The sequence below is a fragment of the Nocardioides flavescens genome (genome assembly GCF_009823805.1).
Classification (GTDB): domain Bacteria; phylum Actinomycetota; class Actinomycetes; order Propionibacteriales; family Nocardioidaceae; genus Nocardioides; species Nocardioides flavescens.
In genome coordinates this window covers 91,230-109,534 of the sequence record NZ_WUEK01000015.1, presented here as the reverse complement: position 1 = coordinate 109,534, position 18,305 = coordinate 91,230, and the positions used below count along the sequence as shown (strand labels likewise).

General features: G+C 70.4%; 23 protein-coding genes. 2 read left to right on the top strand and 21 right to left on the bottom strand.

Translation table 11 applies throughout. The features are described from left to right. The first annotated feature begins 3 nt into the window (after positions 1 to 3). A complete protein-coding gene (locus GRQ65_RS20195) occupies positions 4 to 321 on the top strand; it encodes a DUF952 domain-containing protein (RefSeq protein WP_160879805.1) in 318 nt (105 codons plus the stop codon). A gap of 15 nt (positions 322 to 336) precedes the next feature. Here the strand turns inward: GRQ65_RS20195 and GRQ65_RS20190 are convergent, their stop codons facing one another. The 7 genes from GRQ65_RS20190 to GRQ65_RS20160 form a co-directional block, all read right to left on the bottom strand. Beyond that, positions 337 to 1,935, bottom strand: coding sequence for a sulfatase-like hydrolase/transferase (locus GRQ65_RS20190; RefSeq protein ID WP_160879804.1), 1,599 nt, complete (start codon positions 1,933 to 1,935; stop codon positions 337 to 339). Positions 1,936 to 1,985: 50 nt separating this feature from the next. Further along, the gene (locus GRQ65_RS20185; protein WP_160879803.1) at positions 1,986 to 2,903 is read right to left on the bottom strand and encodes an FAD-dependent oxidoreductase; all 918 of its coding nucleotides are present in this window, start codon (positions 2,901 to 2,903) and stop codon (positions 1,986 to 1,988) included. A 41-nt stretch (positions 2,904 to 2,944) separates the two neighbouring features. Continuing rightward, positions 2,945 to 3,478, bottom strand: coding sequence for a ferritin (locus GRQ65_RS20180; RefSeq protein WP_160879802.1), 534 nt, complete (start codon positions 3,476 to 3,478; stop codon positions 2,945 to 2,947). Then, positions 3,478 to 3,660: a hypothetical protein gene (locus GRQ65_RS20175; protein ID WP_160879801.1), complete on the bottom strand. Its 183-nt coding sequence runs from the start codon at positions 3,658 to 3,660 to the stop codon at positions 3,478 to 3,480. The genes GRQ65_RS20180 and GRQ65_RS20175 overlap by 1 nt, the downstream gene beginning before the upstream one ends. Before the next feature lie 77 nt (positions 3,661 to 3,737). Further along, a complete protein-coding gene (locus tag GRQ65_RS20170) occupies positions 3,738 to 5,744 on the bottom strand; it encodes a protein meaA (protein WP_160879800.1) in 2,007 nt (668 codons plus the stop codon). Positions 5,745 to 5,795: 51 nt separating this feature from the next. Then, positions 5,796 to 6,095: an STAS domain-containing protein gene (locus tag GRQ65_RS20165; RefSeq protein ID WP_160879799.1), complete on the bottom strand. Its 300-nt coding sequence runs from the start codon at positions 6,093 to 6,095 to the stop codon at positions 5,796 to 5,798. Between the two features lie 225 nt (positions 6,096 to 6,320). Then, positions 6,321 to 6,872: a hypothetical protein gene (locus GRQ65_RS20160; protein WP_160879798.1), complete on the bottom strand. Its 552-nt coding sequence runs from the start codon at positions 6,870 to 6,872 to the stop codon at positions 6,321 to 6,323. Between the two features lie 18 nt (positions 6,873 to 6,890). On the opposite strand from GRQ65_RS20160, the gene GRQ65_RS20155 reads away from it, so the two are divergent. Beyond that, positions 6,891 to 7,472 (top strand): cob(I)yrinic acid a,c-diamide adenosyltransferase, encoded by a 582-nt coding sequence (locus tag GRQ65_RS20155; RefSeq protein WP_160879797.1) that lies wholly within the window; start codon positions 6,891 to 6,893, stop codon positions 7,470 to 7,472. Between the two features lie 87 nt (positions 7,473 to 7,559). On the opposite strand, the gene GRQ65_RS20150 is transcribed toward GRQ65_RS20155, so the two are convergent. The 14 genes from GRQ65_RS20150 to GRQ65_RS20085 form a co-directional block, all read right to left on the bottom strand. Further along, positions 7,560 to 7,874, bottom strand: a complete 315-nt coding sequence (locus tag GRQ65_RS20150) for a hypothetical protein (RefSeq protein WP_160879796.1) — start codon at positions 7,872 to 7,874, stop codon at positions 7,560 to 7,562. A 45-nt stretch (positions 7,875 to 7,919) separates the two neighbouring features. After that, positions 7,920 to 8,651: a hypothetical protein gene (locus GRQ65_RS20145; protein WP_160879795.1), complete on the bottom strand. Its 732-nt coding sequence runs from the start codon at positions 8,649 to 8,651 to the stop codon at positions 7,920 to 7,922. Then, the gene (locus GRQ65_RS20140) at positions 8,648 to 9,190 is read right to left on the bottom strand and encodes a hypothetical protein (RefSeq protein WP_160879794.1); all 543 of its coding nucleotides are present in this window, start codon (positions 9,188 to 9,190) and stop codon (positions 8,648 to 8,650) included. The genes GRQ65_RS20145 and GRQ65_RS20140 overlap by 4 nt, the downstream gene beginning before the upstream one ends. A 110-nt stretch (positions 9,191 to 9,300) precedes the next feature. Next, positions 9,301 to 10,509 carry an MFS transporter gene (locus GRQ65_RS20135; protein ID WP_337191909.1) on the bottom strand — a complete coding sequence of 403 codons (1,209 nt, stop codon included), beginning with the start codon at positions 10,507 to 10,509 and terminating at the stop codon, positions 9,301 to 9,303. Beyond that, positions 10,467 to 10,910, bottom strand: coding sequence for a DUF2550 family protein (locus GRQ65_RS20130; RefSeq protein ID WP_160879793.1), 444 nt, complete (start codon positions 10,908 to 10,910; stop codon positions 10,467 to 10,469). Before GRQ65_RS20130 ends, GRQ65_RS20135 begins: the two co-directional genes overlap by 43 nt. Positions 10,911 to 10,965: 55 nt before the next feature. Further along, positions 10,966 to 11,367: a F0F1 ATP synthase subunit epsilon gene (locus GRQ65_RS20125; protein ID WP_160879792.1), complete on the bottom strand. Its 402-nt coding sequence runs from the start codon at positions 11,365 to 11,367 to the stop codon at positions 10,966 to 10,968. 3 nt (positions 11,368 to 11,370) lie between these two features. Further along, the gene (gene atpD, locus GRQ65_RS20120) at positions 11,371 to 12,825 is read right to left on the bottom strand and encodes a F0F1 ATP synthase subunit beta (RefSeq protein WP_160879791.1); all 1,455 of its coding nucleotides are present in this window, start codon (positions 12,823 to 12,825) and stop codon (positions 11,371 to 11,373) included. A 15-nt stretch (positions 12,826 to 12,840) separates the two neighbouring features. Further along, positions 12,841 to 13,767: a F0F1 ATP synthase subunit gamma gene (locus tag GRQ65_RS20115; RefSeq protein ID WP_160879790.1), complete on the bottom strand. Its 927-nt coding sequence runs from the start codon at positions 13,765 to 13,767 to the stop codon at positions 12,841 to 12,843. Positions 13,768 to 13,774: 7 nt separating this feature from the next. Next, positions 13,775 to 15,415, bottom strand: a complete 1,641-nt coding sequence (atpA, locus tag GRQ65_RS20110) for a F0F1 ATP synthase subunit alpha (protein WP_160879789.1) — start codon at positions 15,413 to 15,415, stop codon at positions 13,775 to 13,777. Positions 15,416 to 15,477: 62 nt separating this feature from the next. Further along, positions 15,478 to 16,305, bottom strand: a complete 828-nt coding sequence (locus GRQ65_RS20105) for a F0F1 ATP synthase subunit delta (protein WP_160879788.1) — start codon at positions 16,303 to 16,305, stop codon at positions 15,478 to 15,480. Further along, positions 16,305 to 16,874, bottom strand: coding sequence for a F0F1 ATP synthase subunit B (locus GRQ65_RS20100; protein ID WP_160879787.1), 570 nt, complete (start codon positions 16,872 to 16,874; stop codon positions 16,305 to 16,307). Before GRQ65_RS20100 ends, GRQ65_RS20105 begins: the two co-directional genes overlap by 1 nt. Positions 16,875 to 16,903: 29 nt before the next feature. Then, positions 16,904 to 17,107 (bottom strand): ATP synthase F0 subunit C, encoded by a 204-nt coding sequence (gene atpE, locus GRQ65_RS20095; RefSeq protein WP_160879786.1) that lies wholly within the window; start codon positions 17,105 to 17,107, stop codon positions 16,904 to 16,906. 73 nt (positions 17,108 to 17,180) lie between these two features. Further along, the gene (gene atpB, locus GRQ65_RS20090) at positions 17,181 to 17,996 is read right to left on the bottom strand and encodes a F0F1 ATP synthase subunit A (RefSeq protein ID WP_337191908.1); all 816 of its coding nucleotides are present in this window, start codon (positions 17,994 to 17,996) and stop codon (positions 17,181 to 17,183) included. After that, positions 17,993 to 18,301, bottom strand: a complete 309-nt coding sequence (locus tag GRQ65_RS20085; RefSeq protein WP_202388422.1) for an AtpZ/AtpI family protein — start codon at positions 18,299 to 18,301, stop codon at positions 17,993 to 17,995. Before GRQ65_RS20085 ends, atpB begins: the two co-directional genes overlap by 4 nt. Between the last annotated feature and the right edge of the window lie 4 nt (positions 18,302 to 18,305).

The following is an 18,305-nucleotide window of genomic DNA, read 5'->3' as shown; positions in this document are numbered from 1 at the left end:
CCGGTGCGCATCTTCCACGTCGCGACGGCTGCCGACTGGGCGGCGGCACAGGCCAGCGGGACCTACACGACCTCGACGTACGGCGTCAGCCTGACGCAGGAGGGGTTCATCCACGCGAGCCGGGAAGACCAGTGGCGTGGGGTCCTGGAGCGCTTCTACGCCGACGTCACCGAGCCGCTGGTGCTGCTCGAGATCGACACCGACCTGCTGGCGAGCGAGGTGGTCGAGGAGCCGCCGGCGCCGGGTGTCGAGGAGACCTTCCCCCACGTCTACGGGCCGATCGAGACGGCTGCCGTGGTCGCGGGGACCCCCCTGCGCTGAGCGCCGGGAGCGGGCTCAGCGGCAGGTGTCTCCCGCGCAGGTCGTGAGCCGGTCGAGCGCGCGCCGCAGCCCGTCGACGATGCCGCGGCCCTGGTCGGTCATCGCGTCGTACGACGCCTGGTCGTCGCGCAGCAGGTTGTCGAGCTCGTAGGGGTCGTTGGCGAGGTCGTAGAGCTCCTCGTGCGGGATGTGGGTGTAGCGCACGAGCTTGAACCGGCCGTTGGTGACGCCGGTGAAGTCGTTGAGCAGCGCGGAGCGGTCGGTCTCGACGTAGTCCTCGGTGGGCTCCTCGAGCCCCGTCGCCGACTGCGCCTGCGTGGGGGTGAGCGCACGGCCGAGCAGGAAGAAGCGCCGGTCGAGGGGTGGGCCGCCGTGCAGCCGGTCGAGCAGCGAGACCCCGTCGACCTCGGGCGCCTCGGCCCCGGCGATGTCGGCGATGGTCGGCGCGATGTCGATGTTGCCCGCGAGGTCGTCGATCTCCGTGCCGGGCTCGATGCCGGGGCCGCGGACGAAGAAGGGGACGTTGACCGTGCCCTGGAACTGGTTGTACTTGCCGATGTCGCGACGGTGGTTGCCCATGAGGTAGCCGTTGTCGCTGGTGAACATGATGTAGGTGTCGTCGAGGTCGCCCTGCGCGTCGAGCTGCGCGACGAGCCGGGCGACGTTGTCGTCGAGCACCTGCAAGGAGCGGATCCGCTTGCGGAAGACCTCGTCGATCTCGGCGGTCTTGGCCGCGGTGAGCGGCGGGCGGGTCGCGGTGAGCCCGAACTTGTCGCTCACGTCGGCCTCGTCGAAGTCCGGCGTGCGCGGGTAGGTCTCGTCGGTGAACGTGTCCGCGAACCGCGGCGGGTAGGCGTACGGCGTGTGCGGGGAGTAGGACGCGTAGTAGACGAACTGCCCGCCCTTGTCGAAGTCGAAGCCGTCGGCGCCCCCGACCAGCGAGAGCATCCGCTCCCCGAGCCAGGTGTCGAGGTAGGTCTCGCGGAAGTCGGTGTCGACGACGCCGTCGTTGTTGAGCTTGTAGTGGTCCTGCGCGTAGGCGTTGCCCTGGACGACGGCCGACCAGGCCTGCCACCCGTCGGGCACGTGCGCCTTGCGGGCGTCCTTCTCCTCGCGGGTCAGGTCGATGCCGGGGTGGAAGGGGTACTCGTTGAGGTACTTGCCGAGCATCGCGCTGCGCCAGCCGGCCTGCTCGAGCCAGACCGGCAGGTCCTTGCCCTCGCGGGTCTCGCGCCAGCGGTCGTAGCCGCCCTCGGGCCACACGTTGCCGATGACGCCGTGGTTGTGGGCGTACTCCCCCGACAGGATCGAGGCGCGCGAGGGGCAGCACGACGACTGCTCGGTGTAGAAGTTCGGGAACGACGCGCCCTGGTCGCGGATCAGCTCGTTGACGTGCGGCAGGTACGGCATCAGCGACCAGTCGAGGTCGTCGACCAGGATCATGACGACGTTGGGCTCGCGCGGCTCGGACGCGCCGGCGACCGGCTGCGCTCCGCCGTCCGCCTGGGGTGCCCGGGGGCCCGAGGAGGCCAGCGACCCGCTGGTGCCGAGCGCGGCGGCGCCCAGGGTGAGGCAGACCAGCAGCACCACGAGGAACCGGCTGCTCCGAGACACGGCCCCGAGGCTACCGGCGGGTCCGAACCCCTCAGAATCCTCAGGAGAGGTCAGCCGACCAGCGAGACGACCTCGTCCGCGCAGCCCCAGCTGACCGTCACACCGGCCCCACCGTGGCCGTAGCAGTGCACGACGTCGCCGCTCCGCTCGAGCCGCACCTCGGCCCGGCCGGGAGCGGTTCCCACCTTGTGGGCGAGCACCTGCGCGCCCGCGAGCTCGGGCACCAGTCGCAGCGCGCGGCGCAGCACGGCCCGGGAGACCTCGGGGTCGGCGGAGCGGTTCCACTCCCCCTCGACCCAGGTGCCGCCGACGACGACGTCGTCCTCGCGCGGCACGACGTACGTCGGCCCGTCGGCGTCGTAGGCCCACCGGTCGAGCCCGACCTGCTCGACGAGCACCACCTGCCCCTGCAGGGGGTGGACGCCGGGGTCGGCGGCGAGGAACTTCGCGCCGATCCCGGAGCAGTTGACCACCAGGTCCGCCCCGTCCTCACCCGTGCGCGGCAGGCCCTGGAGGTTGAGCCGGGTGACGGTGCCGCCGAGCGCCTCGATGCGGGCGACCAGCCACGGCAGGTGGCGGCGCAGGTCGACCACCGGCGCGGTGTGGCTCCAGCCGCCGTCGTGGCCGGCGGGCACGTCGACGGTCTCGCGCAGCTCGGGGACGGCCGGCGCCCACCACGGCCGCTCGGCCCGGCTCGCCACGACCTCGGTGCCGTCGAGCATCCGCACGCCGCTGTCCGGCTCGGAGGCCGCGAGGTCGGCGTACGCCGCGCGCGCGGTGCCCGCCCAGGCGAGCACGCGGTCCTGCGGCCAGATCCGGGCCGGGCGCCACAGCCCCGCTGCGACCCCGGAGACCGTCTCGCGCGGTAGGTCACGCGCCAGGACGTCGACGCGGTGACCCGCCTCGAGCAGCCGTACGGCGCACGTCAGTCCCACGACGCCGGCGCCCACCACCACGATCCTGCTCACAGGGCCGAGTCTGGCCTACGGGCGGGTGGAGCGGGAGGTGTTCACCCCTCGGCGGCGCCCGCAGCGCGCGGCGCCGTCGGGTCGGCCCCCTCGGCTGCGGCCTCGCGCTCGACGTAGCCCTCGATGTCCTCGAGGTCGCCGGCGTTGCGGGTGACGATCGCGAGCAGGTCGGTCATGGTCGCGACCTCCTCGACCTGCTCCTTGATGAACCACTGCATGAACTGCTCGGAGGCGAAGTCGAACTCCTCGCGCGCGATGCGCAGCAGGCCGTTGATCTGCTCGGTGACGCGCTTCTCCTGGTCCAGCGCGAGCTGGACGGGCGCGACCACGTCGGGGAAACGGCACACGGGCGCCTCGACGCCGGGGATGTCGACCTGCGAGTCGGTGTCGAGGAGGTACTGCACCATCATCATGGCGTGGTCGCGCTCCTCGAGCGCCTGGCGGTAGAAGAAGCCCGCCATCTGCGGCATGGTCAGGTCGTCGAAGTGGACCGCGCAGGCGACGTACTGGTGGTGCGCGGAGAACTCGTTGCCGATCTGGGCGTTGAGCGCCTCCACGAAGCGGGGCGAGACCATCAGGCGGCCTTCGAGAGCTGCTTCTTGGTGACCTTCTTGCCGTCGAGGGTCACGAGCTTGCGGCGCTTGACGGTGAGCCCGTCGGGCAGCGTGCCCTCCTTGAGCATGCGCAGCGGGCAGCGGTCGCACTTCTTGCGCGACTCGCAGCACTCCGTCTTCGGCAGCTTCACCTTCTTGCCCACGACCACACCGTAGCAGCGAAGTCAGGTGAGCCTCACCTAGGTGAGGGCTACCTCACCTGGCGTCCTCCGAGGCGGGCTCAGTCGAGCTCGTTGGCCCGGCGGATGACGTCGACGATGCCCCCCATGATCTCGGTCAGGCCGAAGTCCTTGGGCGTGAAGACGGCGGCGACACCGAGCTCGACCAGCCGGCGCCCGTCGGACTCGGGGATGATCCCGCCGACGATCACCGGGACGTCGGCGCCGGCCGCACGCAGCCCGTCGAGGACCGCCGGCACCAGCTCCATGTGGGAGCCGGAGAGGATCGAGAGCCCGACGCAGTGCACGTCCTCGGCGACGGCGGCCGCGACGATCTGCTCGGGCGTGAGCCGGATGCCCTGGTAGATCACCTCGAAGCCCGCGTCGCGCGCTCGTACGGCGACCTGCTCGGCGCCGTTGGAGTGACCGTCGAGCCCGGGCTTGCCGACCAGGAGCCGCAGCCGGGTGCCGAGCTCCTCACCGGTCGCGCGGACCCGCTCGCGCACGGCCGTGAGCTCCGCCCCGGCCGCGCCGGCGGCCTGGGTCATCCCGACCGCTCCGCTGACGCCGGTGGGGGCGCGGAACTCGCCGAACACCTCGCGCAGCGTGCCGGCCCACTCCCCCGTGGTCGCCCCGGCGCGGGCGGCGGCGAGCGTCGCGGTCATGAGGTTCTCGTCGGTCTTCGCGGCGGCGGCGAGCCGCTCGAGCGCAGCGCGGACCTCGGCCTCGTCGCGCTGGGCCTTCCACGCCTCGACGCTGGCCAGCGCGGCCTGCTCGGCTTGCGGGTCCGCGGTCTGGATGGCGCCGTCGAGGTCGGCGGTCAGCGGCGAGGGCTCCGTGGTCTCGTAGACGTTGACCCCGACGATCTTCTCCTCGCCGGCCTCGATCCGGGCCCGACGGGCGGCGTGGCTCGAGACCAGCGCCTCCTTCATGTAGCCGGACTCGACCGCGGCGATCGCGCCGCCCATCGCCTGCACCCGGTCGATCTCCTCGGTGGCCCCGCCGACCAGCTCGGCGACCTTCGCCTCGACGACGTGCGAGCCGTCGAACAGGTCGTCGTACTCGAGCAGGTCGGACTCGTAGGCGAGCACCTGCTGCAGGCGCAGCGACCACTGCTGGTCCCACGGCCGGGGCAGACCCAGGGCCTCGTTCCACGCCGGGAGCTGCACGGCGCGCGCCCGCGCGTTCTTGGACAGCGTGACGCCGAGCATCTCCAGCACGATGCGCTGTACGTTGTTCTCCGGCTGCGCCTCGGTCAGGCCGAGGGAGTTGACCTGCACGCCGTAGCGGAACCGGCGCATCTTGGGGTCCTCGACGCCGTAGCGCTCGAGGGTGATGCGGTCCCACAGCTCGACGAAGGCGCGCATCTTGCACATCTCCTCGACGAAGCGGACCCCGGCGTTCACGAAGAAGGAGATGCGCCCGACGACCTTGCCGAAGTCCTCCTCCGAGACCTGGCCCGACGCCTTGACCTGGTCGAGGACGGCGATGGCGGTGCACAGCGCGTAGGCGAGCTCCTGGGTCGGCGTCGCTCCGGCCTCCTGCAGGTGGTAGCTGCAGATGTTGATCGGGTTCCACTTCGGGATCCGGTGGACCGTGTAGGCGATGACGTCGCTGATCAGGCGCAGCGAGTGCTCGGGCCCGAAGACGTAGGTCCCGCGGGAGAGGTACTCCTTGATGATGTCGTTCTGGGTGGTGCCGGCGAGCTTCGCCGCGACCTCCTCCGGCGAGAGGTCGGGGTGCTGCTCCTCGGCGACGACCTGGTAGAGCGCCAGCAGCCACATGGCCGGCGCGTTGATCGTCATCGAGGTGTTCATCTCGGTGAGCGGGATGTCGGCGAAGAGCTTGCGCATCTCGCCCAGGTGGGGCACCGGCACGCCCACCTTGCCGACCTCGCCGCGCGCCAGCGGCGAGTCGGGGTCGTAGCCGGTCTGCGTCGGCAGGTCGAAGGCGACGGAGAGTCCCGTCTGCCCCTTGGCCAGGTTGCCGCGGTAGAGGGCGTTGGACGCCTCCGCGGTCGAGTGGCCGGCATAGGTCCGCATCACCCAGGGACGGTCCTTCTCAGGCATCCTCCGAGGGTAGGGGCGAAGTTAACGCGTGGTAACCGCTCTCGGTGTTACCTATCCGACACCACGGTCGACCTCGACGACCCGGATCAGGTGGGACAGGTGCAGGAGTCGGGTGACCGCCGGCGAGGGGTGCCGCAACCGCAGGTGGTGGCCGTCGCGCACGCTCTGCAGGGTCGCCGCCGCGAGCACGCGCAGGGCGGTGACGTCGACGGAGTCGACGCCGCTGAGGTCGATGACGACCTCGGGGTGGGAGGCGAGGTGCTCCTGGATCGCCGAGCGGACCCGCATCGTGCTGCGCACGTCGAGATCACCGCTGAGGACCAGGACGGGCCCGTCGCTCATGATCTCCATCGGTCGCTCCAGCGTGTCGAGGCTCACACGTATTAGACGTCCGGGGCGCCCGTTCGGTTGCCGTGACGCGCCGTCGAGGAGGTGCTGATCACCCTGGGGTGGATGTCAGCGTCGTCCCGGTGCGTGCCCGAGTGGTGCCGACGAGGGAGCCGTGCCGGAGGCACGGCGACCGAGGAGAAGTCGCTCGGGTGCGTGCTGGGGCGGGGCTGACGCCGCCTCAGCTGATCAGCTCCTCCTCATGGCCGCCCCGGCGGTCCCGAGCCCGATCAGGGCCATCCCGGCGACCCCCTCCGGCGCGAAGATGTGGCCGATGTGCACCAGCACGGCCCCCGGCACCAGCAGCACGACCGGCCAGGCGCGGTGACGGCGCAGCTGGTCGTAGACGAGCAGCGCGGCCGCGGCGATGAGCGCTGCGCTGCCGACCTCGCCGAGCGGCGTACCGATGCCGAACATCAGGCTGACCGCCCGCGGTCGTGGTACGTCGGGACCGAGCTCGTGGGTGACCCAGCCGGCACCGATGCCGCTCACGACGTCGAGCGCGGTGTAGAAGGTCGCGTAGACGTAGGCCGCCAGGCGGATCAGCCAGGCGACGGCGTCACGACGTCCGTGCACGAGCTCGGCCAGCGCCAACCCGACCAGGGGGAAGACCAGCAGCCCCGGCACGTGCAGCGCGTACCACCGGTAGGAGGTGTCGTAGCTGAGGTGGTGGGGGTGGAAGAGGCCCGCCACCGCGAGCGCGAACCCGGGGACGGCCAGGAGCCAGACGCGACGAGGCATGGCCCTACTGTGGCTCCCATGGTCAACCTGACGCGGATCTACACGCGCACCGGCGACGCCGGCGAGACCCGGCTCGGCGACAACTCGGTCACGACCAAGAACGACTCGCGCCTGCACGCCTACGCCGACGTCGACGAGGCCAACGCCCACCTCGGCGTCGCGGTCTCCGTCGGGGGGCTCGACCCCGACGTCGTCGACGTGCTCGTCCACGTGCAGAACGACCTCTTCGACGTCGGCGCCGACCTGTGCACGCCGGTGGTTCCGGACCCGGAGTACCCGCCGCTGCGCGTCGAGCAGGACTACGTCGACCGCCTCGAGGCCTGGTGCGACCACTACAACGACACCCTCGAGCCGCTGCGCTCCTTCATCCTGTCCGGCGGGAGCCCGGCGGCCGCCCAGCTGCACGTCTGTCGCACCGTCGTACGCCGCGCCGAGCGGTCGGGCTGGGCGGCACTGTCCGAGCACGGCGACTCGATGAACCGACTCGCGGTGACCTACCTCAACCGTCTCTCCGACCTGCTCTTCATCCTCGCCCGCCACGCCAACCGCGAGCAGGGCGACGTGCTCTGGGTCCCCGGCGGCGAGCGCTCGAAGGGCTGAGGCCGCCCGCCGGGGTGGTAGTCCGTGACGTCCTGGCCCCCAGGACGCGGCGCAAAGGGCCAGAACGTCACGGACTACCGATCAACGTCAGAGCAGCAGGAGCACACCCAGGGCGAAGACGGCAGCGAGGCCGAGGAGCCCGAGGCCGACAACGCTGTAGGTCCGGGACCGCTGCTCGTAGGCGCCCGCGGAAGGCCGCAGCTCGCTCGCCTCGACCTCGGGCATCACCAGCGTCTCGACGCGGGTCCGGGCGGCGAGCAGCCGCCGGTCCACCTGGGCCGCGACGCTGCCCTGCTCGGCGGTCGGCGTCACCTCGAGCTGGCGTCCGGCCCGGACGAGCCGCACTCCCGTCCACGTCATCGCCACGCACACCACGAGCCCGAGAACACCGAAGACGACCACGGTCCCATGGTGCCCATGAGCCCCAACCGTCACGCGGTCCGGGGCCTAGCCGACCAGCTGAGGTGTGGCCGTCAGCACGTCGAGCTGCGCTGGCGCCCCCGCGATCGTCACCGTGCCGTCGACCGGCTGCCAGGCTCCCTGCCCCTGCAGGCGCCACTGCGCGGCGTACGTCGTGTCCAGGCTCGGAGCCACCTGACCCTTGCGCCGGTACTCGTGGGTCACGCCCATCGTCGGGTACGGCGCACCCCGCTCCGACGTCGTCACCGACCGGCCGTCACCGAAGTGCCACGTGAACGACTCCGGCCACACCCGCAGTTCGACGACCTGGTCCAGTAGAGGCACGGCGATGATCGGGAGCACTTCGGGTGCGTCGGTGTAGAAGTTCGTCTCGAAGTTCACCAGCGTCCGCCCGTTCGGCGGCTGAACGATCAGGTTCTGCGGCGGCAACGGCGTGAACTGGAAGGCCTGCGTCACCAGAGCTGTCGTCACGACGGCTTGCTCCTGCGGTGCTTCTTGCGGGACGCAACTCGGCGTCCAGTTGAGACCGTCGCAGAAACCATCCACGAGTTCCGTTCCGAGATCTATGGTCACCGAGGTCTGATCCGCATCGCTCGGGGTGTTTTGCGACGAGTTTCCGGTGAGGTTCTGGTTGGTTACATGGCCCCATAGTCCCCCGGTGCCAGCGGTCGCTCCGGCAGATCCGTCATCACCGTCTGCGCTAGCCGCCGGCCCGCTCAGGACGATGATGACGAGCGCCGCGGCGATACGGGCCTTCATGACGTCCGAAGATCTAGCTCACGAACTTTGAGCTCACCGGCATCGGTAATTGCGAGTCCGACCACGTCGGTCCGTGGTGGGAATTCACGTACTACTTCACCCGTGCTGGACAGCCAGGTCTGTGAAGTCTGTTCGACGCGGACGTTCCAAACTTGACCCAAGTTTCCTGTGGTCTTAAACCGCGAGCTCAGCGCACGCCAACTGCCTCCGTCGATCCTGCCCCCGTTCGCGAAGCCATCGGCGAGTCCCTGAGCGAGACTCTTGCAGTTTTTGCACTCCGGCGACGACATCGCCAACCACTCGCTCGGATCACCGGTGGACAGCGATCGCGAGATCGCGTCGACGTAGGACTCGATGAAGTCGCGGTAGGCCTGCTGGGTGTCAGCCGTCTCCGACGCGGTGGGCGAGGCGGACGCGGTTGGCGCCGACGTCGAGGCGCTCGGCGCCGGGTCGGCGACCTTGGGCTCGGGGTCTCCCCCGCACCCGGCGAGGGCCAAGGCACCGGCCAGTGCGAGAGCAGCAAGCGTGCGTGACGTCATGTGAGTCCTCCCCCGGAAGCGGACGGCCTCACCCTAACGAGGGAGCACCGCCCGGAGGAACCGCTCGATCGCCGCCTGTGGACAGACGGCACTGGTGTGACCAGAGGGTCTCAGGGGGCTCGGACGGTCTGGGGTCGAGCCGCGGTGACGCTCAGCGCGGCGGGCGCCATCAGGACCGCGACGGCGAGGAGTGCCTCGAGGGTGCCGACGTGGTCGCCGAGGTAGCCGAGCAGCGGCGGCCCGGCGAGGAACGCGGTGTAGCCGATGGTGGAGACCACCGCGACCCGGCCGGCGGAGTGGCGGGGGTCGTCGGCAGCCGCCGACATCCCGACGGGGAAGCCGAGCGAGGCGCCGAGGCCCCAGATCAGGATCCCGAGCACGACCACGGGCGCCACCGTGCCGAAGACGGTGAGCACGATCCCGAGGGCCGCGCAGAATGCTGTCGCCCACAGCACGCGCACGCGCCCCCAGCGGTCGAGCACGTTGGGGCCGAGCAGGCGGCCGGTGGTCATGGCGGAGACGAAGACCGCGAACCCCGCGACGCCGACCCAGTGGTCGACCTCGTAGCCGTCGATGAGGGCGAGGCTGAGCCAGTCGTTGGCCGACCCCTCGACGACGGCGAAGCCGAGCACCATCACGCCGATGGCGAGGGTGCGGGGCTCGAGCCAGGCGGAGCCGGCCGAGGCTGGGGCCGACTCCCCCGGCTCCGGCTCGACGACGGGCAGGAACGAGCGGGTCCAGCGGAACACCGCGGCAGCGCTGACGACCCCGACCGCGGCGAAGTGCAGCGGGATCGGCACGTGGAGTGCCGCCATCGGTACGCCGATCGCGGCCCCGGCGATCGAGCCGAAGGACCACGCGGCGTGGAAGCGCGGCATGATCGAGCGGCCGAGGTGTCGCTCGACCTCGGCACCCTCGACGTTCATCGCGACGTCCCAGACCCCGGTGCCGATGCCGTAGCAGAAGAGCCCGACGGCGGTCAGCGGCACGATGCCGAGCACGGCACCGCTCGCCGCGCAGAGCAGACCACCCGCGTCGAGACAGACCGCCGTGCGCACCACCAGAGCCGCGGAGTGGCGCTGGATGAAGAACCCCGCCGAGGGCAGGGCCAGCACCGAGCCCGCCGCGATGGCGAGCAGCAGCAGGCCGAGGGCACCGTTGTCGAGGTCGAGCCCCGAACGCACGTCGGGGATGCGCGAGACGAAGGAGCTGAACAGGACGCCGTTGAAGGCGAAGACCGCGAAGACGGCGTTGCGAGCGGCAGCGTGGGGAGAGCTCAGTGCGACCAGTCCGTCCCGGGCGGGCGGGACTCCAGCCACGCCTGGAAGCCGGTCAACGACTCGCGCCCCATCGCCAGGTCGACCGGGCCGGACGCGGTCTCGCACTCGACGACGACGTGGTCGGGGTAGAGCACGTTGCGCTCCAGCCCCTCGGGCTCACGGGACCGCTCGTAGGCCAGCGACCCGCGGGTCCAGGCCCGTTTGGGACGCGGCGAGAGCGTGAAGATCCGGAACCACTCGAGCTGCTCGCCGGAGTAGCGACCCAGGCCCAGGAGCCAGCCGCGCCCCGGCTCGTCGCCGGGGCGCATGCGGTGGCTCAGCTCGAAGGTGCCGCCGTGGCGTGACAGCACGCGACGGCGTACGACGAGCGCGAGCCCGTAGAGGATCACGAGGGCGACCAGGGCGCCGGCGACGTCCAGCAGCGTCAACCAGACGGGCACCCTGGCATCCTCCCATTCGCGACCGGGGCCCACAGCGGGGCCCCGGTCGAAGGCGTTACCTCGAGGTGTCGCGCTCGACGACGCGCAGGCGCGCCTCGGCCATGCGGATGCGGCGCTGGGTCTCGTCGCCGGTGGGCAGCGAGCCCGAGCGGGCCTCCTCGAGCGCGGCGCGGGCCGCGTCGACGTCGACCTCGGCCGACAGCTCAGCGTGCTCCGACAGGATGGAGACACGGTCGCCGGCCACCGACAGGAAGCCGCCGTCGGCCACCGCGAAGACGACGGAGCCGTCCTCGCTGGTGATCTCGACGACCGCCTCCGTCAGGACCGACAGGACGGGCGCGTGGCCGCGGAGGACGCCGATGTCGCCCTCCACGGTCCGCGCGATGACCATCGTGGCCGCACCGGACCAGACGACGCGGTCGGCCGCGACCAGCTCGACAGTGAGTGAGTCAGCCATGGGTCACAGGCTCTTCTGGATCTCGTCCCACTTGCGCTCCACGTCGTCGAGACCGCCGCACATGAAGAACGCCTGCTCGGCCACGTGGTCGTAGTCGCCGTCGGCGATCTTGTTGAACGCCTCGATCGTCTCCGACACCGGGACCGTGGAGCCCTCGATGCCGGTGAACTGCTTGGCGACGTAGGTGTTCTGCGAGAGGAACCGCTGGATGCGGCGGGCCCGCGAGACGATGATCTTGTCCTCCTCGGAGAGCTCGTCGACACCGAGGATCGCGATGATGTCCTGGAGCTCCTTGTTGCGCTGGAGGATCTGCTTGATGCGGATCGCGCAGTCGTAGTGCGCCTGGCCGATGTACTCGGCCGAGAGGATCCGCGACGTCGAGGTCAGCGGGTCCACGGCCGGGTAGATGCCGAGCGAGGCGATCTCGCGCGACAGCTCGGTGGTGGCGTCGAGGTGCGCGAACGTCGTCGCGGGCGCCGGGTCGGTGTAGTCGTCGGCCGGCACGTAGATCGCCTGCATCGAGGTGATCGAGTGACCACGCGTCGAGGTGATGCGCTCTTGGAGCACACCCATCTCGTCGGCGAGGTTGGGCTGGTAGCCCACCGCGGACGGCATGCGGCCCAGCAGGGTCGACACCTCGGAACCGGCCTGGGTGAACCGGAAGATGTTGTCGATGAAGAGCAGCACGTCCTGGTTCTGCACGTCGCGGAAGTACTCCGCCATCGTCAGCGCAGACAGCGCGACCCGCAGGCGGGTGCCCGGCGGCTCGTCCATCTGGCCGAACACGAGGGCGGTCTGGCCGATGACGCCGGCCTCCTCCATCTCGACGATGAGGTCGTTGCCCTCGCGGGTGCGCTCACCGACACCGGCGAACACCGACACACCACCGTGGTCCTTGGCGACGCGGGCGATCATCTCCTGGATCAGCACGGTCTTGCCGACGCCGGCACCACCGAACAGACCGATCTTGCCGCCCTGGACGTACGGCGTGAGCAGGTCGATGACCTTGATGCCGGTCTCGAACATCTGGGTCTTCGACTCGAGCTGGTCGAACGCCGGCGCCTTGCGGTGGATGCTCCACCGCTCCGGGGCGTCGAGGGTCTCGCCCTCCTTGAGGTTCAGCGGCTCGCCGAGCATGTTGAACACCTTGCCGAGCGTGGCGTCGCCGACGGGCACGGTGATCGGGGCACCGGTGTCGCGCACCTGGGCGCCGCGGACCAGGCCGTCGGTCGGCTGCAGCGAGATCGCGCGGACCATGCCGTCGCCGATGTGCTGGGCCACCTCGAGGGAGAGGACCCGCGACTCGCCGCCGATCTCGAGGTCGCTCTCGAGCTTGTTGTAGATGTCGGGCATCGCGTCGACGGGGTACTCCACGTCGACGACCGGCCCGATCACGCGTGCGATGCGCCCGACGGCGCCGGCACCCGTCTCCTTGGTCTCCTCGACCACTGCGGTCATGTCTCTACTCCCTACTTACGCTTCGGCCTGGGCGTCGGCCAGCGCGTTGACGCCACCGACGATCTCGCTGATCTCCTGGGTGATGCCGGCCTGACGCGCCTGGTTGGCCACCCGGGTGTACTTCTTGATGAGCTCGTCCGCGTTGTCCGTCGCCGACTTCATCGCCTTCTGACGTGCGGCCAGCTCGGAGGCGGCCGCCTGCAGCAGGGCGAAGAAGATGCGGCTCTGGACGTACTGCGGCAGCAGCGCGTCGAGCACGCGCTCCGGCGAGGGCTCGAACTCGTAGAGCGGCAGCAGCTCGGTCTTCTGAGGTGCCTCGCTGGACCCACCCTCTTCGGCCTCCACGACCTCGAGCGGCAGCAGCCGCACGGCCGTCGGCTCCTGCGTCAGCATCGAGCGGAACCGGGTGTAGACGACGTGGACCTCGTCGACGTCGCCCTCCTCGCCCTGCTCCTTGACGAAGGAGGCGATGAGCGTGCGCCCGATCTCCGCCGCCACCTCGTAGGACGGCTGGTCGGAGAAGCCGGTCCAGGCCTGCACGACCGGGCGACCGCGGAAGCGGTAGTAGGCCTCCGCCTTGCGACCGGTGACGTAGAGGTCGATCTCCTTGCCCTCCGAGCGCAGCCGCTCGGCGAGGCGCTCGGCCTCCTTGAGCACGCTCGCCGAGTAGGCCCCGGCCAGACCGCGGTCACTCGTGACGACGAGGACGGCCGCCCGCTTGGGGTCGGTCTCCTCCTTGGTGAGCGGGTGGTCGACGTTGGAGTACGTCGCCACGGCGGAGACCGCCCGGGTCAGCTCGCGTGCGTACGGCGCGGCCGCCTGGGCCCGCTGCTGCGCCTTGATGATGCGCGAGGCAGCGATGAGCTCCATGGCGCGCGTGATCTTCTTCATCGACTCGGTCGACTTGATCCGCGCGCGGTACTCCCGCAGCGATACAGCCATCGGTGGGTCAGCCTCGCTTCTGCTTGACGATCTGCTCCTGCTCGAGCTCGTCGTCCTCGAGCGCCTCCTCCTTGGCCGAGCCGGCCTTGACCGAGCCGCCGTCGGAGGTCTCGAACTGGTCGAGGAAGGAGGTGTAGGCGTCACCGAGCGCGTTGTCGGTGTCGTCGTCGAACTTGAGCGTCTCGCGGATCGTCGACAGCACGCCGTCGTGCGAGCGGCGCAGGTAGTCGAGGAACTCGCGCTCGAAGCGGAGGACGTCCTCGACCGGCACGCGGTCGAGGCGGCCGGTGGTGCCGAGCCACAGCGAGACGGTCATCTCCTCGAGCGGGTACGGCGAGTAGGCCGGCTGCTTGAGCAGCGCCATCAGGCGCTGACCGCGGTCGAGCTGCTGACGCGAGGCGGCGTCGAGGTCGGAGGCGAACATCGCGAACGCCTCCATCGCGCGGAACTGCGCGAGGTCGACCTTGAGCGAGCCGGTGACGGCCTTCATCGCCTTGGTCATCGCCGAGCCACCCACGCGGGAGACCGAGACGCCGACGTCGATCGCCGGGCGCTGGTTGGCCGCGAACAGGTCCGACTGCAGGAAGATCTGGCCATCGGTGATCGAGATGACGTTGGTCGGGATGTAGGCCGAGACGTCGTTGGCCTTGGTCTCGATGATCGGCAGGCCGGTCATCGAGCCCGCACCGAGCTCGTCCGACAGCTTCGCGCAGCGCTCGAGCAGGCGGCTGTGCAGGTAGAACACGTCACCGGGGTAGGCCTCGCGGCCCGGCGGGCGGCGCAGCAGCAGCGACACCGCGCGGTAGGCCTCGGCCTGCTTGGTGAGGTCGTCGAAGATGATCAGGACGTGCTTGCCGTCGTACATCCAGTGCTGGCCGATGGCCGAGCCGGTGTAGGGGGCGAGGTACTTGAACCCGGCCGAGTCCGAAGCGGGCGAGGCGACGATGGTGGTGTACTCCAGCGCGCCGGCCTCCTCGAGGGCGCCACGCACCGAGGCGATGGTCGAGCCCTTCTGACCGATGGCGACGTAGATGCAGCGGACCTGCTTGTCCGGGTCGCCCGACTCCCAGTTCTGCTTCTGGTTGATGATCGTGTCGATCGCGATCGTCGTCTTGCCGGTGGAACGGTCGCCGATGATGAGCTGGCGCTGACCGCGGCCGATCGGGGTCATCGAGTCGATGGCCTTGATGCCGGTGGCGAGCGGCTCGTGCACCGACTTGCGGGCCATCACGCCGGGTGCCTGCAGCTCGAGCGCGCGGCGCTCGCTGGACTCGATGGCGCCGAGGCCGTCGATCGGGGTGCCGAGCGGGTCGACCACGCGACCGAGGAAGGCGTCGCCGACGGGGACCGAGAGGATCTCGCCGGTGCGGCGCACCGTCTGACCCTCCTCGATGCCCTCGAAGTCACCGAGGATGACGACACCGATCTCGCGGGTGTCGAGGTTCAGCGCGAGACCGAGCGTGCCGTCCTCGAACTCGAGGAGCTCGTTGGCCATGCACGAGGGCAGGCCCGAGACGCGGGCGATGCCGTCGCCGGCGGTGGCGACGGTGCCGACCTCCTCCTTGGCCGCGGCCGAGGGCTGGTAGTCGGACACGAACTTCTGCAGTGCGTCACGGATCTCGTCCGGGCGGATCGAAAGCTCCGTCATTGGTCTGTCCCTACTCTCTTGAGCTTCGCTTCGGGTGCTCTGGGTGTGGTGCGGGGTGCGGGTCAGCCGGCGAGGCGGCGACGCGCCTCGTCGAGGCGGGCGAGCACCGTGCCGTCGATGACGTCGTCACCGATCTCGACGCGCAGACCGCCCAGCAGCGAGCGGTCGACCTCGAGGTTGAGGTGGATGGGGCGGTCGTACTGTGCGGAGAGCGCCCGGGCGAGACGCTCCTGCTCCGCGTCGGTGAGCTCACGCGCTGCCGTGACGAGGGCGACGCCCTCGCCGTAGGTGGCCGCCGCGACCTTCTGGTACTCGCCGATGGCGGCACCGAAGGAGCGGTGGGAGCCCGAGAGCGCCTGCTCGGCCAGCGTCATCGTCGCGGGCAGCACCCTCGAGGCGAGCAGCGCGCGCAGGAGCCCGGCCTTGTCGCTCGCGGAGCGCTGTGGGTCCGACAGGGCGGTCCCCAGCTCGGGGTTGGCCTCCACCGTCTGACCGACGACGAACAGCTCGTCGGACAGCCGGCCGGCCGCCTCGCGACCCGCCGAGCGGACGACCGCGACAGCCCCGAGGTGCTCCAGGGTGTCGGCCAGGTCGCGGGCGGCGACCCAGCGCTTGGCGACGGCGTCGGCGACCAGGTCGACGGCGGGGCCGGAGACCTTGCCGTCGAGCAGCTGGCGCGCCAGTGACGACTTCGCCTCGGCGGCGGTGGAGACGTCGGTGACGGTGCGCCGCAGCGCCGGCTCGCTGCGCAGGAGCGCGGCCACGCCGAACAGGTCGCTCCCGAGGGTGGCGTACTGCTCCTCGGTGAGCGAGCCGGAGTCCAGCCGGTCACCGAGGTCGTGCAGCGCCTCCGCGGACGAACCGCGCAGCGAGCTCAGCGGGTGGACCATCAGACGCCCCTGGAGCCGGCGGCCTCGGAGGCCTCGATGGTCTCGAGGTCGGCCAGGAAGCGGTCGACGACGCGCGAGGAGCGCTCGTCGTCCTCCAGGCTCTCGCCGACGACGCGACCGGCGAGGCTCGTCGCCAGGGCACCGACCTCGGCCCGCAGAGCCGTGACGGCCTGCTGGCGCTCGGCCTCGATCTGAGCCTTGCCGCTCTCGACGATGCGGGTGGCGTCGGCCTGGGCCTGCTGCCGCATCTCGGCGATGATCGCCGCACCCTGCTCACGGGCCTCCTCGCGGATGCGCGAGGCCTCGTGACGGGCATCGGCCAGCTGAGCCTCCAGCTGGGCGAGCTTGGCGTCGGCCTCGGCCTGCTTGGTCTCGGCCGCGGCCAGGCCACCCTCGATCGCGGTGGTGCGCTCGGCGTAGGCCTGCTCGAAGCGGGGCACGACGAACTTCGTGACCGCGAACAGCACGATCGCGAACACGATGAGGGCCAACACGATCTCCGAGAAGATCGGGACGAGGGGGCTGTGCTCCTCCCCCTCGGCCGCGGCCAGCACGATGTAGCTCTGCATGGGTCAGTTCTCCCTGGTGGGAACGCTGGCTAGAGGACGAAGGCCAGCGCGACGGTGATGATGAACAGCGCCTCGGCGAGGACGAAGCCCAGGATCGCGATGGACTGCAGGTTGCCGCGCGCCTCGGGCTGGCGAGCGACGCCGCTGATGAAGGCGGCGAAGATCAGACCGATGCCGACACCCGGGCCGATCGCGGCGAGACCGAGACCGACGAGGTTGAGCGAGCCATCCACGGTGTTTCCTTTCGTTGTCCGGGGCCTCTGTGGTCCCGGGCTGGTGTCTTGCGGTGGAGCGAGGAGGTGGGCCTCAGTGCTCGTCGGCGAGGGCCTCGCCGATGTACATCGAGGCGAGCAGGGTGAAGACGTAGGCCTGCAGGAACATGACCAGCATCTCGAGGAAGCTGACCGCGATGCCGAGGCCGAAGGACAGCACGCCGACGACGCCGTAGCCGATGTTGCCGGAGGTGAGCAGGGCCGCACCGCCGGTGGCGAACAGGATCAGCAGCAGGTGGCCGGCGAACATGTTGCCGAACAGACGCAGCGTGAGCGTGAAGGGGCGGACCAGGATGTTGGAGATGAACTCCAGCGGCACCAGGAGCAGCAGGATCGGGCCGCTCACGCCGCCCGGGACGGTGGCGTGCTTGAGGTAGCCGAACGGGCCGTGGGCGTAGATGCCGGCGCCGATGTAGAGCAGCCAGGTGATGATCGCGAGCGGGACGATGAAGCCGATGCGCGAGAAGCTGGGGAACTGCAGGAACGGCAGGATGCCGTAGTAGTTGTTCACCAGGATGAACAGGAAGAGCGAGAACAGGTAGGGCACGAACTTCATGAAGTGCTCGCCGCCGATGGACTCGCGGGCCATGGAGTTGCGCACGAAGCCGTAGACGGCCTCGCCGGCGAACTGCAGGCGACCGGGCACGACCTCGGCCTTGCGCGAGGCGAGCACGGTGAAGCCGATGACGATGACGGCCGAGAGCACGACCAGGCCCATCGGCTTGGTGATCTCGAAGCCGCCGAGGTTGGCGAACGGCGGCAGGTCGAAGCTGGAGGGCCCCGGCGGGACGAACTCACCGTCGCCGCCCTCGGCGGCGGAGATGATGGCGGGGATCAGGGTCGCGCTCACTGCAGCGGCTCCTTCGGCTCGTCCGGGGCGGGGTCGTCAGGGTGGTGCGGAGCGGTCGTGGTTCGGGTACCACCGAAACGACCGAAGCTCATGTAGATGCCCAGCCCGGCGCCGAACAGGATCCCCACCACCACGAGGAAGCGGGTGTCCAGCCAACGGTCGAGCAGGTAGCCGAGAGCGCCGTAGAAGAGGACGCCGGCCACGAGGTAGCCGAAGGCCTGCCACGGGTCGCCGTACGACTCTCGTCGCGTCGCGCCCTGGGGGTCGCCCGACTCCGGAGAGGTCGGTGATCCGGGGCGCGCCATCGCG